Genomic DNA, 16,618 nt, shown 5'->3' on the forward strand with positions numbered 1-16,618 from the left:
CAGATCAGCGTATGGATAAATTAGTGATGACAGGGGGAGCCCTCCTTAAGGGCGAGATCAATATTGCGGGTGCTAAGAATGCCGCTCTACCCATTTTGTGTGCCAGCTTATTAACGGCTGACCCGGTCGAGCTCTTTAATGTGCCTGATTTGCAAGATGTGCGCACGATGTTAAAGCTCTTGCAACAAATGGGGGTCACTTTAGAGTTTCCGAATCCCAATGATCGCAGCCATTTGATTTTGCAAGCCGGAACGATTTCAAGCCCTGAGGCACCCTATGAGTTAGTAAAAACCATGCGGGCATCGATTTTGGTTTTGGGCCCTCTTTTGGCGCGGATGGGACGTGCAACCGTATCGCTACCCGGGGGCTGTGCAATTGGCGCACGACCGGTAGATCAGCACATCAAAGGTTTGAAGGCGATGGGGGCGAGCATCCAAATTCGTAAGGGCTTTATCGTCGCGAAGATTGCAGAGCCCAATACTCGCTTACAGGGTAATGCGATCCTCACCGACATGATTACCGTGACCGGTACTGAAAATCTTTTAATGGCGGCTTGCCTTGCAGAAGGAACGACAATTTTAGAAAACGCGGCGCGTGAACCCGAGGTCGGTGATTTGGCAGAACTTTTGGTCAAGATGGGTGCAAAGATCAGTGGCATTGGTAGTGATCGCCTCGTGATCGAGGGGGTTCCCGCCTTACACGGAGCAAGTCATCATGTGATTGCAGATCGTATTGAGACCGGCACCTTCTTATGTGCAGTAGCAGCCACCGGTGGTGAGATTGTTCTGAAGAACTGCCGACCAGATACCTTAGATGCTGTCTTAGTAAAGCTTAAAGAGGCGGGTCTCAAAATGAAAAAGGGTGCCGATTGGATTTCTGCATCGATGAATGGTCGTCCAAAGCCAGTGAGCTTTCGGACCTCCGAGTACCCGGCTTTTCCAACCGATATGCAAGCGCAGTTTATGGCGCTCAATGCCATTGCCGGGGGTAGCTCACGCATCACCGAGACCATTTTTGAGAACCGTTTTATGCATGTGCAAGAGCTCAATCGCTTAGGGGCCGATATTTCAATCGAGGGCAATACCGCGATTGTGGAGGGTGTTGATAAGCTCTCGGGTGCAACGGTGATGGCGACCGATTTGCGTGCCTCCGCAAGCCTTGTGATTGCTGGCTTAGCGGCTCAAGGTGAGACCCAAGTGGATCGGATTTATCACCTTGATCGTGGTTACGATCGTATGGAGCAGAAATTGACCCAACTTGGCGCAAACATCCGCCGCATGAAATAATGGGCCATTATGTTGACTTTAGCTTTGTCCAAAGGACGCATCTTTGAAGAAACCGCCCCTGTTTTAGCAAAGGCGGGTATTCGTCCGCTTGAAGATCCTGAGCAATCCCGTAAGTTAATTATTCCGACCTCTAATCCAGAGGTGCAAATCATCATTGTTCGTGCATCGGACGTACCCACCTACGTGCAATTTGGCGCAGCGGATTTTGGCGTTGCGGGTCAAGACGTTCTGTTAGAAAAAGGCAGCGACGGTTTATACATTCCGATTGATTTAGGAATCGCGCGTTGTCGGATGGCAGTGGCCGTCAAAAATGGCTTTGATTATGCAGCGGCGGTGCGCCAGGGTTCGCGTTTGCGGGTGGCCACCAAGTATGTCAACTGCGCCCGTGAGCACTTTGCTAATAAGGGAGTGCATATCGATACGATTCATTTATATGGATCGATGGAGTTAGCTCCCTTAGTGGGCTTAGCCGATGCGATTGTGGATTTGGTATCCACTGGTAACACCTTGCGTGCCAATAACCTAGTCGAGGTCGAGTCCATTACCGATATCAGTGCACGCTTAATCGTGAATCAAGCATCATTTAAGCGTAAGCGCGCTCAATTACAAAAGATCCTGAGTATTTGGCAGCCATGAGTGTCAAGATTCGACGCCTGACCAGCCGTGATGCTGGCTTTGAAAAGACCTTGCTGTCTAGCTTGTCCATTCCATCAGCCGACGATCAAGCCATTGATCAGATTGTGCTTGGGATTCTGGAGCGCATTGAGCGCGAGGGCGATGCGGCACTGTTGCAATACACCCAGCAATTTGATCGCTTAGCAGTCAATCAGGTTGGCGATCTTGAGATTACCTCTGCTGATCTTGCCGCGGCTTATCAATCTCTTGCGCAAGAGCAAGCAAGTGCCTTGCGCGCTGCGGCCGAGCGAGTGCGCGCCTATCACGAGCGACAGAAGATAGAAACTGGTTGCCACTCGTGGGAGTACACCGAGAGCAATGGTACGCGCTTAGGTCAAAAAATTACGCCCTTGGATCGTGTTGGTATTTATGTGCCTGGTGGTAAGGCGGCTTATCCATCTTCTGTGCTGATGAATGCCATTCCTGCCAAGGTTGCTGGGGTTGGTGAGGTTGTGATGGTGGTGCCCACACCCGATGGTGCGCGCAATCCTTTGGTGCTAGCAGCCGCTCATCTATCAGGAGTAGATCGGGTCTTTACGATTGGCGGAGCACAGGCAGTTGGCGCACTGGCGTATGGAACCCAAACCGTGCCGGCAGTCGACAAGATCGTAGGCCCTGGTAATGCGTATGTAGCAGCGGCAAAGCGCAGAGTATTTGGTCGAGTGGGGATCGATATGATTGCAGGCCCCTCCGAGATCTTGGTGTTGTGTGATGGGTCTACCGATCCAGACTGGATTGCGATGGATTTGTTTTCGCAGGCCGAGCACGATGAGCTCGCCCAATCGATTTTGCTCTGTCCTGACAAAGAGTTCATTGATCGAGTCGATGCGAGTATTCAGAAGCTATTGCCGCAGATGCCTAGAGAGAAAGTGATTCGCGCATCCTTGCAAAATCGGGCGCTCTTGATTGAGGTGGACGATATGACACAAGCTTGTCAGATCGCTAATTTGATTGCGGCTGAGCACCTAGAGATTTGCGCAAACAATGCCGATCAATGGGCAGCGCAGATTCGGCATGCAGGCGCTATTTTTATGGGCTCTTATACCAGTGAGTCATTGGGTGATTATTGTGCTGGACCCAATCACGTTTTACCTACCGCGCGTACCGCACGTTTTTCTTCACCTTTAGGTGTTTATGACTTTATTAAGCGCTCGAGCCTCATTGAGGTGAGTGAGGCGGGTGCACAAACCTTAGGTCCTATCGCCAGTACCTTAGCGCATGGTGAAGGTTTACAGGCGCATGCGCGCGCAGCCGAGATGCGGCTCACGAAAAAATAATTAACTGAGCCCCACTACAGAAAATTACGAGACGATGTCGCGCAAGGCATCGATGAGGATGTTCATTTGCTCATTCGTGCCAATCGTAATGCGAAGGTAATTCTTAATCCGTGGTGTTTTGAAGTGGCGCACGATGATGCCGCGCTCTCTTAAGGCTAAATACAATTTCTCGCCATCGTGTTTTGGATGCTGGGTAAAGACAAAGTTAGCACTTGATGGAAGCGTATCAAAGCCCAGATTATTTAGGCTTTCAATGAAGACTTCTCGGGTCTTAATGACCTTTTGAGTAATCGCATCAAGATGCGCCTGATCTTCAATCGCGGCAATCGCACCGGCTTGCGCTAATTGACCTAAGGGGTAGGAGTTAAAACTATTCTTCACGCGTTCTAGTCCCGTAATTAAGTCGGGGTGACCTAAAGCGTAACCAACCCGCAGTCCTGCCAAGGCCCTCGATTTTGAGAGCGTATGGGTGATCAGAAGATTGGGATAGTGTTTGCGTAAGAGTGGTACACACGATTCGGTGCCGTAATCCACGTAGGCCTCATCAACCACCACCACGCTTTGGGTATTGATTTTTAGAAACCCTTCAATTGCTGCGCGCGGTAGAGCGCGACCGGTGGGCGCATTTGGGTTCGGAAAGATGACCCCACCATTTCCGCCTAACTGATTTGTTTTCTGAATGTAGTCATCCAAGTGAATGGCAAATTGACTATCGAGCGCAATCGTTTGGTAGTCAATCCCAAACAGTTGGCAATAGACGGGGTAAAAGCTGTAGGTGATATCGGGAAAGAGAAGGGGCTTTGGGTGTTTGAGAAGTCCCAAGAACACATGGGCGAGTACTTCATCCGAGCCATTGCCCACAAATACCTGATTGGGTTCTAAGCCATAGTGTCTTGCGATGGCTTCTTTGAGAGCCTTGGCATCCGGATCGGGATAAAGCCGCAAGCCCTCGTGATTACTTGCAGCAATTGCTGCTAAGGCTTTGGGCGAGGGCCCATAGGGGCTCTCATTGGTATTGAGTTTGACAAGTCTCTGGTGTTTGGGCTGCTCCCCAGGAACGTAAGGGCTTAAGTTCTGCAGATCGGGGTTCCAAAAGAGGCTCATCGCAATGGGGTCCAAAGAGTAACAATGAAAAACTGGTGAAGTGATTGATTTTGAATGACAAATGATATTATGAACGCTTAAGACTTATTATTTTTATTCACACACCATGCGCCAAGCAGATGTCAGTCGTAATACCTCAGAGACCAAGATCCAAATTACGTTGAACTTGGATGGTACCGGCAAAGCGGATTTAAACTCCGGGGTGCCGTTTTTAGATCATATGCTCGATCAAATTGCCCGTCACGGCATGATCGATCTCAAGGTGCATGCCCAGGGTGATACTCATATTGACGATCACCACACCGTGGAGGATGTCGGTATTACTTTGGGCCAAGCGATTGCGAAAGCGGTTGGCGATAAAGCGGGTATTACACGTTATGGCCACTCATATGTACCGCTCGATGAGACCTTGTCGCGCGTTGTGATAGATTTCTCCGGTCGGCCAGGCTTAGAGTTCAACGTACCCTTTACCCGTGCGCGGGTGGGTGACTTTGATGTGGATTTAAGCATCGAGTTCTTCCGAGGTTTTGTAAACCACGCCGGCGTAACCTTGCACATCGATAACATTCGCGGTGTGAATGCGCATCACCAGATTGAGACCGTATTTAAGGCTTTTGGGCGTGCACTGCGTATGGCCTTGAGTATCGATCCACGTTCACCCCATGCGGTGCCATCCACTAAGGGAAGTTTGTAGACACACTTCTTTTACCAACAAATTATTGAGATCGCGATGCACATCGCTATTGTTGATTATGGAATGGGTAATTTGCGCTCGGTCTCGCAGGCTCTGCAGCATGTGGCCCCAGAGTGCAAGATTACAATTGCGAGCGATCCTGCCGAAATTTTGCGTTCAGACCGTGTGGTGTTGCCTGGACAGGGCGCCATGCCCGATTGCATGAAGCAACTCCGTTCTTCAGGTCTCATGGATGCAGTGATGCAGTCGGTGCGTGAGAAGCCACTTTTTGGTATCTGTGTGGGCGAGCAAATGCTTTTTGAAGAGAGTGAAGAGCGCAAACCCGGAGTAACAACCAATACGGCGTGCCTTGCGCTGATGCCAGGGAAGGTTAAGCGTTTTCATTTGTCTGGCACGCAAGAAGATGGTTCGGAGTTTAAGATCCCGCATATGGGATGGAATCAGGTTCGCCAAGACCGTGATCACCCGATGTGGCATGGCATCCCTGACATGACGAGTTTTTACTTCGTGCACAGTTATTATGTGGAGGTGGGTAACCCAGAAGATACTGTAGGATCAACGAATTACGGCGGGTGGTTTACATCGGCCGTGGCTCGCGATACTATTTTTGCTACGCAGTTCCATCCCGAGAAAAGTGCTCAATACGGACTTAAGCTCTATCAAAACTTTGTCGCTTGGCGACCCTGATTGATTTCAACAAGATGATCTTATGTTGTTAATACCTGCCATTGATATTAAAGACGGACACTGTGTGCGTCTTGAGCAAGGTGATATGAACCGTAGCACCGTGTTCTCCGAAGATCCTGCGGCGATGGCCAAGCATTGGTTGAGTAAAGGCGCGCGCCGTTTGCATTTGGTTGACCTCAACGGCGCCTTCGCGGGCAAGCCCAAGAATGAGGCTGCAATCAAATCGATTCTGAAAGCAGTGGGCGATGACATTCCCGTGCAATTAGGTGGCGGTATCCGCGATCTAGAAACGATTGAGCGCTTACTCGATGATGGCATTAGCACCATCATCATTGGTACAGCTGCGGTGAAGAACCCCGGATTTTTACAAGATGCGTGTACTGCATTTGCTGGTCACATCATGGTGGGCTTAGATGCTAAAGATGGCAAGGTCGCCACCGACGGTTGGAGTAAGTTAACCGGTCATGAAGTGATCGATCTTGCAAAGAAGTTTGAGGACTACGGCGCTGAGGCTATTATCTACACCGATATCGGGCGTGACGGCATGCTCAAGGGTATTAATTTAGAGGCGACGGTGAAGCTTGCACAATCGGTTCGTATTCCGGTGATCGCGAGTGGTGGTCTCTCGAGTAAAAAAGATATTGAAGCTTTATGTGCGGTCGAAGATGAGGGCGTCATGGGCGTGATTGCAGGGCGTTCCATTTACACCGGCGATATTGATCTAACCGAGGCACAACAGTACGCTGATCAACTCAGCAAAGCCAAGTAGGCAAACGATGCTGACCAAACGTATTATTCCTTGCCTCGATGTCACTGCAGGCAGGGTTGTTAAGGGAATTAATTTTGTTGGCTTGCAAGACGCTGGAGATCCGGTGGAGGTTGCAGAGCGTTATAACGAGCAAGGTGCTGATGAACTCACATTCCTAGATATCACTGCAACATCGGATGGCCGTGATCTGATTTTGCCCATCATTGAAGCGGTGGCATCGAAGGTATTTATTCCTTTGACGGTGGGCGGTGGAGTGCGCGCCACTCAGGACGTGCGTCGCTTACTGAATGCTGGCGCTGATAAGGTGAGCATGAACTCCTCAGCAGTTGCCAATCCAGATTTGGTCTCGGATGCGTCCGCGCATTATGGCTCGCAATGCATCGTGGTAGCAATTGATGCCAAGCAAACCGCCCCCAAGCGTTGGGAGGTGTTCACGCATGGTGGACGCAAGGGTACGGGTATCGATGCCATCGAGTGGGCCAAGGAAGTTGCAAAGCGCGGCGCCGGTGAGATCCTGCTCACCAGCATGGATCGCGATGGCACCAAGGATGGGTTTGATCTGGAACTCACTGCTGCGGTAAGTAAAGCAGTACCTGTGCCTGTGATTGCGTCTGGTGGTGTGGGCGGCTTGCAAGATCTAGTCGATGGCATCCAAATTGGGAGAGCCGATGCGGTACTGGCAGCAAGTATCTTTCATTATGGACAGCACAGCGTGCAAGAGGCTAAGCACTATATGGCAGAGCAAGGAATTGCGATTAGACTCTAATCATCATGACCAAGGCTAAATTTACAAAGATATCGGGTTTGCAAGCTGGTCCATGGCTTGATCGCATTGCTTGGAACGAGCAAGGTTTGGTGCCCGTGATTGCTCAAGAGGCTTCATCGGGTGATGTATTGATGATGGCTTGGATGAATCAAGCGTCTCTACTGCAAACCTTGCAAAAGGGTGAGGCAGTGTATTGGTCGCGCTCGCGTAACAAGTTGTGGCATAAGGGCGAAGAGTCGGGTCATACGCAAACCGTGCGAGAGATTCGGTTAGATTGCGATGGCGATACGCTTTTACTAATCGTGGATCAAAAAGACGGAATTGCTTGCCATACCGGCAGACACAGTTGCTTTTTTAACGAGTGGGACTCTGTGGCGAGCAATTGGGTCGATACAATGAAGCCATGAGTAGCCCGAATCAATTCAACCAAAACCTCAACCTCGATTCCATCTTGGCGCATCTGGCCGATGTGGTCGATAGCCGTCGTGCTGATTTAGCGAGTGGCAAGATCGATGCCGGAAGTTCATATATTGCTCAGTTGTTTACCAAGGGTGACGATGCGATTTTGAAGAAGATTGGGGAAGAGGCGACCGAGACCGTGATGGCGGCCAAGGATTCTCGCCAGAATCAGCTTGACCCCAAATACCAACAGTTATTGGTGGGCGAGATGGCTGACTTGTGGTTTCACTGCCTGGTGGCGCTCTCAAAGTTCAATTTGCGTCCCGAAGATGTACTAGCCGAACTCAAGCGTCGCGAGGGCACTTCGGGTATTACTGAGAAGGCCAGTCGCAAAACGTAGTGCTTACCCCCAATTTGCCCGTTTTTGGGCTTAATTCAGGTAAGATGCCTGCCTATGAAACACCCAAGCTATGACCCAAACTGCATTTTTTGCAAGATTGTTGCAGGGGAAATTCCTTGCCAAAAGGTCTACGAGGATGATGAAATCCTGGCGTTTAAGGACATTAATCCGGCCGCCCCAGTGCATTTATTGCTGATTCCTAAGAAACACATACCAATGTTGGAGTCAGCGACTGCCCACGACGCGCCATTGCTGGGTAGAATGTTGGAATTAGCCCCGCGTTTAGCTTCCCAAGAAGGATGTCGCCCTGGTAAGGAGGGGGGATTTCGGGTGATGGTGAACAATGGCGCGGATGGGGGTCAGGAGGTTTATCACTTGCATTTGCATGTGATGGGCGGGCCGCGCCCCTGGAAAAAATAATCCGAGGAGAAATTAAGATGGGCTCATTTAGTATTTGGCACTGGTTAATCGTACTGGTCATTATTTTGTTGGTCTTTGGTACCAAGAAACTCCGTAATATTGGTTCTGATCTAGGCGGTGCCGTAAAAGGCTTCAAAGATGGTATGAAAAATGGTGATGAAGCCAAGACCGAACAGATTCAGTCGCAGACCCCTGCTGGTGAAAAGACTGTTGATGTGCAAGCCAAGGACGTGAACAAGTCGTAAGACCTGATCAAACCAAACACACAAACTAAATACCAGCGATGCATCGATGATTGATCTTGGTGTATCAAAGCTCGCCCTGATTGCAGTGGTGGCTTTGATTGTGGTGGGCCCCGAACGTTTACCCAAAGTTGCTCGCATGGCGGGCAATTTATTTGGGCGCGCGCAGCGTTATATGGCCGAAGTTCGTACTGAGGTCAACCGCCAAATTGAGCTCGATGAGTTCAAGAAGCTTCGTGAGGCCAGCGCCGACGCCATGCGGGAGATGGAAAGTACCCTTAATGCCACAGTCCAAGAGGCGAATGTAAACCTGAGCGATCAGGCCGAGCCTACGACCAATGAGTTTTCCAGTTCGCTCTTAGATTCTGCGCCGGATGTGACTAAGGTCTATCGAGATGCTCTGCGTCAGGGTAGGGATAGTTGGGGCGTCAAGCGCACCGCCAGACCCCTTTGGTATAAACACTCAGCGGGTGTGCGCACTCGAGTGCAATCGGGTGCAGCAAGGGTTAAGCGATTTAAACGTCCGGTATTGAGTAAGTAAAAAATCAAGAACAAAGAACAAATCACGATGTCCGATACCAAACCAGGTCAGAGCGAAGAGACTGCAAAAGAGGGCGAGGGTTTTCAAGAAACCTTCATGTCGCATCTCTTTGAGTTGCGCGATCGGGTGATCAAAGCCGCCATAGCAGTGATCATTGTTTTTCTGTCGCTTGTTTATTGGGCGCCCGATATCTTTCATTTGTTTGCCAAGCCACTTTTAGATGCCCTTCCAGCTGGGGGCAAGATGATCGTGACCGATGTAACCGGATCCTTTTTTGTGCCGATGAAGGTCACGATGCTGGTTGCATTTTTGATTGCGCTACCGATTGTTCTCTATCAAATGTGGGCCTTTATTGCCCCAGGCCTCTATACCCATGAGAGAAAACTAATCCTTCCATTAGTAGTAAGCAGTTACTCACTATTTTTGGTTGGTATGTCCTTTGCCTATTTCCTGGTTTTCCCAACCGTCTTCCAGTTCATGGCGAGCTATAACGCACCCCTGGGTGCCGATATGTCGACTGATATTGATAAATACCTAAGCTTTGCGATGTCGACCTTTTTGGCCTTTGGGATCACCTTTGAGGTCCCGGTGGTGGTGGTTGTTTTAGTCAAGATGGGGATTGTGAGCCTAGAAAAGTTAAAAGAGATTCGACCTTATGTGATTGTTGGGGCCTTTGTGATTGCCGCGATTGTGACCCCACCGGACGTCTTATCCCAGCTCTTTTTGGCCATTCCCATGTGCCTTCTCTACGAGCTGGGGCTATTTATTGCTCGTTTCTACTTACCCAAAACCGAATCTGAAGAAGAAAAATCAGAATAATTCTGTAACTCATTGATTTATATTGATTAAATCAAACAAAAATCTCTGTTGCACCAATACAACGAATAGCCATAAAAAAGCCTCAAAAGGCTGTATTTACATACAAAAACGGGATAATTCAATGGTCTCGAAGGAATTCGGGCATTTCTTAATTTATGGAGATTTAAACAATGAAAAAATCACTATTTGCACTCGCCGCAGTCGGTGCGTTTGCTGGTGCTGCTCAAGCTCAGTCAAGCGTAACCGTATACGGTATTTTGGATGTGGGATATGTGGGTGGTAATGCCAAGGCATCTACAGTTAACTCATCAGCTAATCAAGTTAATGTTGCTGAAACAGTAAGTCTGCTTGGCCAATCTGCTCAGACTACCAGCCGTTTAGGCTTCCGTGGTACGGAAGACTTGGGTGGTGGTACAACCGCATTCTTTACCTTTGAAACTGGCCTTCAGCCAAATCAAAGCAGCCTATCGCCATTTAATAACCGTCAAGCATTTATTGGTTTGGGTCAAAAAGGAATGGGTAACGCACGTATTGGTACCCAGTACACCCCAATCCATGAGGCAGTTGGTGCAACTGGTGCTAACCAATTGAACAACTTGGTTGGTGACGTGATTTATCCTCAGAACACTGGTTTGACCAACCAAGACGGTAGTGCAAGCAACGCCAACGCTGGTTACACTGTTCGTGCCAACAACATGATCCGTTTTGAGTCTGAGAGCTTCTCTGGCTTCAAAGGCAAGGCCTTTTACGTGCAAAATTCTCGTGATGAGAACCAAACAACCTATCGTGGCACGGCCGCAACTACTGCAACAGCCAACTACACCAACGGCGTTGGTTATACAGGTGGCAATACCAACAGCACAGGCTGGGGCCTCGGATTGGATTTCGCAATTCAAAAATTCTTGATCTCCGCTAACTATCAGTCATTTAAGCAAGAAAACGCTTGGACTGAGCAAACAAACGCAGTAGCAATTGGTGCTAATAACGGTGGGGCGGCAACAACCGTTACTCAAAACGTTCAATCAGGCGTTCTGACCAACCTTAATGACAATCAATGGTACGTAGGTGCTACATATGACTTTGGTATTGTCAAGGCTTATGCTCAGTATATTAATCGCAAGATTGAATCTGGTCTCGACTCAAATGCCTACGCAAAACGTACTGCTCAGCAAATTGGTTTGCGTGGAAACGTAACCAAGACTGTTGAGCTCTGGGGCTCGGCTGGTATGGGTCGTACCAGCGCCTTTGGTGTAAGCAACCCAACTGCTAACTTCACTGGCTATCAGATTGGTTCCAACTACTGGTTGAGCAAGCGTACCAACTTGTATGCAATCTTTGGTGCAAGCAACACATCTTCTACCTCTGGTAACTATGTGATTCGTGCAACTGACGCAAATGCTTACGGTCCACGTAATTTGAGCGCCAATGCCAACAACTACGCTGTTGGTGTACGTCACACGTTCTAATTTGATGCTAGCTTCGGCTAGTTGAAGATTAGTTGTAGCAAATAAACCCACTGTGGAAACACAGTGGGTTTTTAATTAAGTCAATTCTATTTTTATAAAAAACCAAATCAATCTTCGTCTCGACAGGACAATCAGATGATTAATCCGTATTCAGAAAATTTAAAAACAGATTTAATAATTAAGACAATCAAAACATATGAATCAAACATATAATAAGTTTGATTCATATGTTATCAGCATAGTAACTGATTAAAAAACGAATACTTAATGAATAAAAATATGATCCGGCTGTAAATTTAGCTGATAACGCTCATACATTTTCAGATAAATTGATTCAAGATTTTTAGTAAATACGGAAGTTTTAAATAAGGGCGTATTCTGAAGGTTAGTAGCTAATTTAAGCTTTATTGTTTCTAATTTCCTCGGTGTGGTAGCCAAATCAATAGCCATCATTTCGTATTCTTCTGAGCTATGAGTAATGAGCTCTGGTAGTCCAATGGCATTTAATAAACTTGCAGCTACGCGACTTGCAAACGACTGGCCTATGAGTGTCAGCACAGGAACTCCTGACTTAAGAGAGTCGACAGCAGTTGTGTGGGCACCGTACGGGTGAGTATCTAAAAATAAGTCAGCCAAGGCATATCTAGCTAAGTAGTCACCCATGGAATCGAGACGGCTAGCAAAAATAATTCTTGATGGATTAATCTTTCGCTTTTCGAATTCACTTTTTATGTTCATATTGAATTCATTGTTGTTTTCTGAAATCCACAATACGCTATTCTTTGCTGCAAGTAAAATTCTTGACCAACGATCCAATACATAAGGATTAAATTTAAAGTCATTATTAAAGCAACAGAAGATAAAATTATCTTGTGGCAATCCACATTCTTCCTTCGAGAATATTTTTCCTGATGGAATTCGGTTGGAGTCATCCACCATATAGCTATTCGGAAGATATGCTACCTTTTCGGAATAAAAACGTTCATAAGAGCTTGGAATAATAGTTTGGTCGGCAATTATGTAGTCTATAAAATTTGAACCAGAAGATCCTGGATATCCTAACCAATTTACCTGGATAGGTGCGGCTCGATAGGAAAAGATTCCAGTTCTGGAATGTTGCGTAAACCCTGCTAAATCAATGGCAATATCAACTCCAAGATTTCGCGTTAACTGAGCGATTTCGTGGTCGGAAAGATTATCAATTTCGATAAATTCATCAAAAGCTCTTTTAAGGCGGGCTCTCATTGGGTCGTCGGGAGGGGCTTTTTGTAAAGAAAATGCAAATACCTCAAACCGATTGCGATTATGTTTTTCAAACAGCTCAGCAGTTAAATAAGAAACAGGGTGGCTACGAAAATCCGGAGAAAAATACGCAATCCGAATTTTCTCCTTCTTAGAGTATCGAGAAATAAGTCCTAAAGCATGGTTTTCGGGAAATTTATGTTCTGAAAAAATTTTGCTAGTTTGCTTATGTAGCTGGGGATCATCACTCAGAGAGAGTAATACAAAAGGGCTAATTACTTTTTCATCCGAAATAATTTTTTGATAAATGTATTTGAGAGAATCAAGGCAATCAGACCAGTTAGCAATTTTCATTTTTGCATGAATAAGATATCCATACACCCAATAAATATCGGGTTTTAAATTCAGCGCATTGCTATAGCAATCAATTGCCTCCCGATAGCACTTGAGCTCATTTAGAGCTACACCCTTGTTGAGCCAAGCTGCAGCATTATGAGGGTTAAGATCCAAAGACTTGTTGTGATGGGCTATTGCATCATCAATTTGATTAAGCTCAAGTAAAGTATTTCCTATGCAAGAATATACTTCAGCATAATTAGGACTAAGTTTAAGGGCTTGGTGGTAATGTGCGATGGCTTCATCAAAGCGCTTTAACTCATTGAGCACATTTCCCTTGTTTGCATATCCCTTTGCGTAATCCGGCTTCAAACTAAGGGCCTTATCGTAATGAGTGATCGCTTCTTCAAATCGCTTGAGTTCCTGTAGGGCATTACCTTTATTAGACCAAGCTTCTGCGTAGTCTGGTTTTAAACTAAGGGCCTTATCGTAATGAGTGATCGCTTCTTCAAATCGCTTGAGTTCCTGTAGGGCATTACCTTTATTAGACCAAGCTTCTGCGTAGTCTGGTTTTAAACTAAGGGCCTTATCGTAATGAGTGATCGCTTCTTCAAATCGCTTGAGTTCCTGTAGGGCATTACCCGCATTAGACCAAGCCTCAAAGAAATTAGGTTCAAATTTAATTGCTCTTTTATACGCATTAAGAGCATTCTCATAATCTTTAAGTCCAAGATATGTATTGCCGAGACTACTCAGGGTTAAGGGATTTTTTGGCAGGATTCGTAGAGAATCATTTAGGAATTTGAGTGCATCTGGATAGTTGCCCCGCTGTGCATAAACGATGCCCAAGAGTCCTAAAACATGTGGATTATTAGCTTGTAATTTTGATGCCTGATTCAAATAAAGTTCCGCAGAATCCAAATTTGAGTTTCCAAGTGACTCAAGTGCTTTGTTTAAAAGGAAGTGAACTTGAGGATTCATCATGAAAATTTATAGTAGATATTCTGATAAGAATTTAACAAGGGAAACTCACTATTTAATGGATTACTTGACACTAAGAATGGTTAATCATGAAAGCCTCAAACGCTTTAATTGGCTCAATATCCTCATAGAGAGTTGACTTTCGTTCAATTATTTTATCTTTAACATTTTTACGGAACGAATAATCTTGGCACAGCCTTACTGCTAACTGAATATATTCTGCTGAATCTTTTGCTACCAGTTCTGTAAGTCCAATGCGTTTCAATATCCCACTCCCAAGCCTGCCGCGCAAGAAATTACCATCATGGCTAACTACTGGCAGATTGCATCCGATAGCTTGGATAGCAGTATTAAATCCAGAGAAATGAAGGGTATCAAGCATCGCCGTCGAAGACTTCAATAAACCATGAAACTCACGCGCGTCTAGCCATGGCATGAATGAAATAAACTCTTTAGAATCAAGACCATGTTTGCTGAATTCATTTTCAAGACGATTGCTCAAAACACTGGCCAGCGGGTCTTCAAGGTTAAAAAACACAAATTTACAAGCACCCAACCGTTTAGCTATATCAGCAAAAATCCAATCGCTATCTGGTTGATATTTATAGGGCGTTCCTGGGCAGATGAGGACTGGGATATCGGAGGGAAATTGGGACAGAGGCTGAGCCTTTGTAGATTGAATATTAACTGGGTCAACGTAGTACGAGCCAAGATTCGGTAATTGAACTAGCTTTTCAGAATAATAATTAGTGGCATTTGGGGGCTCAAAAAGCTCAGAGGACACATAGTAGTCAATTGTGGGCAAGCCACTTGACTCCGGATGTCCCCATCCAACCAGCTGTGTAGGAGAGAGCCTCAAACTTGCAAGTTGAGTGGTTAGTTGATCCATGCCAATTTCGGGGTAGAACAAAAAATCAATTTTTTTGTTAACAATTTCTTGGGCAAAAGCATTTATGTCGTGAGAATAAATGGTGAAAGAATCCGAATTTTCTTTAGCAAAATCTGTTTCCTTATCACAATAGGGGTTGGTGCTAAAAAGATGAATCTCAAAGGCCTCCCTATTTAAATTTTTAATCATTCCCTTAGTGAGTGCATGCCAAACAGAATGATTTCTGAAATGACCGCTGACGATTCCAAGCCTAATTTTTAACCTGGGAGTGTTTTGTTCGGGGCTTGACTGAATAGAAACTGCTTTACCCATCAATTTTGAGCAGAGATCTCCATATTCAGACAGGATATTCTTGTTATTGAAATTGTGATAAGCGAGGTAAAAAGGTTGAGTTGACGCAACAATCTCAATGATTTCATTTGACTTAAGATTTACGTCACTTAACAAGCTGTTTTTGAGTTTTATAAATTCAGTGGTGAAAATTTCTCTAATTGAATTGACATCATTTTTCGCACCCAAAATAGAGGGAATGATGGCAAATACTTTTGACCACTGCGCCAACCTAAAATTCGGATCGTGCCTTAGGGCAAGATCAAAAAATAATTGAGCCTTATCATTTTGTGCTAAGCCAACGTGCGCAGCACCCTTGCCGTAGTAAGCTTTCGAAGAGGTGTCATCAATCAATAAAGCTGCATCAAAACCACTAATTGCGTTTGCAAATTTTTTTATTTTATTAAGAGTGAATGCTTTTGCTAATAATGCCTCAAAATAATCAGGATCAATGAGTAGGGCGTTATCAAATTCACGGATTGCATGTTCATCCTTATCTAAGCCAGTGAATGCAATACCTTTGCCAAAGAAAGCAACAGCAGACCGAGAGTCAATTTTTAATGTGTCATCAAACGATAAGATTGCTGACTCATATTTTTTTAGCTCATTTAGTGCGATGCCTTTATTTAATAGAGCATCAAAATTAGGTTGTATTTGAATTGACTGTTCGCATGCATTAATCGCTTCAAAGTGCCGCTTAAGCTTGATTAGAGAATTCGATTTATTGGCGTAAGCCTCGCTATATAAAGGATTTAGTTTTATTGCTTTATCAAAAGCTATCAATGCTTCTAAATATCGCTCTAAATGATTGAGGGCAATCCCTTTGTTTGACCATGCCTCAGGAAAGCTGGGATCAATGCTTATTGCTTCGTCAAGGGATTTATTCGCCTCATCGAACTTTTTTAATTGGATGAGTAATTGACTTTTGTTGATAATACTTGCTGCATCATTCGGTTTTATTTGAATTGCTGAGTCATAACAAGCGATTGCGGTATGAAGTTTGCTTTGAAGTGAATATAAAAGTCCCAAGTTATAAAAAATTCTTTCATCATTCTTTATTTCGGTTTTTAAAGACTCGAAAATAAGCAATGCATCATTTATTTTTCCATTATTTGCACAAAGGAGGCCTAATTCAAAAACATAAGATAGCCCCTCTTTTTTTGAGATTCCCTCCAATAAAAGCTTTTGATTATTAGCAAGCTTATTTGATTTAACTAGCTCAAAGAGTTGAATAACAAATGGAGGTGGGTTTTGATTCACAAGTTTGTGCTAATTTTCTTAAAAATACTAAGCGA

The 16,618-nt window shown here is 45.5% G+C and carries 17 protein-coding genes; 14 read left to right on the forward strand and 3 right to left on the reverse strand.

All coding sequences use genetic code 11. The annotated features are described in order from the left end of the window. Positions 1 to 11: 11 nt before the first annotated feature. Genes murA through hisD form a run of 3 tightly spaced genes read left to right on the forward strand, consistent with a single transcriptional unit; the run spans position 12 to position 3,238 of the window. Complete coding sequence (gene murA / locus QUE62_RS00525; protein ID WP_286261671.1) at positions 12 to 1,286, forward strand: UDP-N-acetylglucosamine 1-carboxyvinyltransferase; 1,275 nt, start codon at positions 12 to 14, stop codon at positions 1,284 to 1,286. Between the two features lie 9 nt (positions 1,287 to 1,295). Beyond that, positions 1,296 to 1,922: an ATP phosphoribosyltransferase gene (gene hisG / locus QUE62_RS00530; RefSeq protein ID WP_286261672.1), complete on the forward strand. Its 627-nt coding sequence runs from the start codon at positions 1,296 to 1,298 to the stop codon at positions 1,920 to 1,922. Then, on the forward strand, positions 1,919 to 3,238 hold the full coding sequence (gene hisD / locus QUE62_RS00535) for a histidinol dehydrogenase (protein ID WP_286226860.1): 1,320 nt from the start codon (positions 1,919 to 1,921) through the stop codon (positions 3,236 to 3,238). The genes hisG and hisD overlap by 4 nt, the downstream gene beginning before the upstream one ends. 24 nt (positions 3,239 to 3,262) lie before the next feature. Here the strand turns inward: hisD and hisC are convergent, their stop codons facing one another. Next, positions 3,263 to 4,342: a histidinol-phosphate transaminase gene (hisC, locus tag QUE62_RS00540; protein ID WP_286261674.1), complete on the reverse strand. Its 1,080-nt coding sequence runs from the start codon at positions 4,340 to 4,342 to the stop codon at positions 3,263 to 3,265. A 106-nt stretch (positions 4,343 to 4,448) separates the two neighbouring features. Between hisC and hisB the strand changes: the two genes are divergently transcribed. The 11 genes from hisB to QUE62_RS00595 all read left to right on the forward strand — a co-directional run bounded on the left by hisB (position 4,449) and on the right by QUE62_RS00595 (position 11,545). Next, the gene (hisB, locus tag QUE62_RS00545; protein ID WP_108507634.1) at positions 4,449 to 5,036 is read left to right on the forward strand and encodes an imidazoleglycerol-phosphate dehydratase HisB; all 588 of its coding nucleotides are present in this window, start codon (positions 4,449 to 4,451) and stop codon (positions 5,034 to 5,036) included. A gap of 36 nt (positions 5,037 to 5,072) precedes the next feature. Beyond that, the gene (hisH, locus tag QUE62_RS00550; protein WP_286226862.1) at positions 5,073 to 5,723 is read left to right on the forward strand and encodes an imidazole glycerol phosphate synthase subunit HisH; all 651 of its coding nucleotides are present in this window, start codon (positions 5,073 to 5,075) and stop codon (positions 5,721 to 5,723) included. A gap of 22 nt (positions 5,724 to 5,745) precedes the next feature. Then, the gene (hisA, locus tag QUE62_RS00555) at positions 5,746 to 6,492 is read left to right on the forward strand and encodes a 1-(5-phosphoribosyl)-5-[(5-phosphoribosylamino)methylideneamino]imidazole-4-carboxamide isomerase (RefSeq protein ID WP_286223813.1); all 747 of its coding nucleotides are present in this window, start codon (positions 5,746 to 5,748) and stop codon (positions 6,490 to 6,492) included. A gap of 7 nt (positions 6,493 to 6,499) precedes the next feature. Then, entirely contained in the window at positions 6,500 to 7,258 is a 759-nt protein-coding gene (gene hisF / locus QUE62_RS00560; protein ID WP_286223814.1) for an imidazole glycerol phosphate synthase subunit HisF, read from the forward strand. A gap of 5 nt (positions 7,259 to 7,263) precedes the next feature. Then, positions 7,264 to 7,665: a phosphoribosyl-AMP cyclohydrolase gene (hisI, locus tag QUE62_RS00565; protein ID WP_286223815.1), complete on the forward strand. Its 402-nt coding sequence runs from the start codon at positions 7,264 to 7,266 to the stop codon at positions 7,663 to 7,665. After that, on the forward strand, positions 7,662 to 8,057 hold the full coding sequence (locus QUE62_RS00570; protein ID WP_286226864.1) for a phosphoribosyl-ATP diphosphatase: 396 nt from the start codon (positions 7,662 to 7,664) through the stop codon (positions 8,055 to 8,057). Before hisI ends, QUE62_RS00570 begins: the two co-directional genes overlap by 4 nt. A 54-nt stretch (positions 8,058 to 8,111) precedes the next feature. After that, positions 8,112 to 8,477 carry a histidine triad nucleotide-binding protein gene (locus QUE62_RS00575; protein WP_286223817.1) on the forward strand — a complete coding sequence of 122 codons (366 nt, stop codon included), beginning with the start codon at positions 8,112 to 8,114 and terminating at the stop codon, positions 8,475 to 8,477. A gap of 17 nt (positions 8,478 to 8,494) precedes the next feature. Next, on the forward strand, positions 8,495 to 8,722 hold the full coding sequence (tatA, locus tag QUE62_RS00580) for a Sec-independent protein translocase subunit TatA (RefSeq protein WP_286225468.1): 228 nt from the start codon (positions 8,495 to 8,497) through the stop codon (positions 8,720 to 8,722). 46 nt (positions 8,723 to 8,768) lie between these two features. Continuing rightward, positions 8,769 to 9,260 (forward strand): Sec-independent protein translocase protein TatB, encoded by a 492-nt coding sequence (gene tatB / locus QUE62_RS00585; RefSeq protein WP_286223819.1) that lies wholly within the window; start codon positions 8,769 to 8,771, stop codon positions 9,258 to 9,260. Positions 9,261 to 9,287: 27 nt separating this feature from the next. Next, positions 9,288 to 10,079 carry a twin-arginine translocase subunit TatC gene (gene tatC / locus QUE62_RS00590; RefSeq protein WP_286223820.1) on the forward strand — a complete coding sequence of 264 codons (792 nt, stop codon included), beginning with the start codon at positions 9,288 to 9,290 and terminating at the stop codon, positions 10,077 to 10,079. Positions 10,080 to 10,249: 170 nt separating this feature from the next. Next, positions 10,250 to 11,545, forward strand: coding sequence for a porin (locus QUE62_RS00595; protein ID WP_286226866.1), 1,296 nt, complete (start codon positions 10,250 to 10,252; stop codon positions 11,543 to 11,545). Between the two features lie 264 nt (positions 11,546 to 11,809). Here the strand turns inward: QUE62_RS00595 and QUE62_RS00600 are convergent, their stop codons facing one another. Together QUE62_RS00600 and QUE62_RS00605 are read right to left on the reverse strand one after the other, a co-directional pair. Beyond that, positions 11,810 to 14,107 (reverse strand): O-linked N-acetylglucosamine transferase family protein, encoded by a 2,298-nt coding sequence (locus tag QUE62_RS00600; RefSeq protein WP_286261676.1) that lies wholly within the window; start codon positions 14,105 to 14,107, stop codon positions 11,810 to 11,812. 70 nt (positions 14,108 to 14,177) lie between these two features. After that, positions 14,178 to 16,583, reverse strand: a complete 2,406-nt coding sequence (locus QUE62_RS00605) for an O-linked N-acetylglucosamine transferase family protein (RefSeq protein WP_286261678.1) — start codon at positions 16,581 to 16,583, stop codon at positions 14,178 to 14,180. Positions 16,584 to 16,618 lie beyond the last annotated feature (35 nt).

Origin of the sequence: Polynucleobacter sp. HIN9 (assembly GCF_030297635.1) — a bacterium.
Classification (GTDB): Bacteria; Pseudomonadota; Gammaproteobacteria; order Burkholderiales; family Burkholderiaceae; genus Polynucleobacter.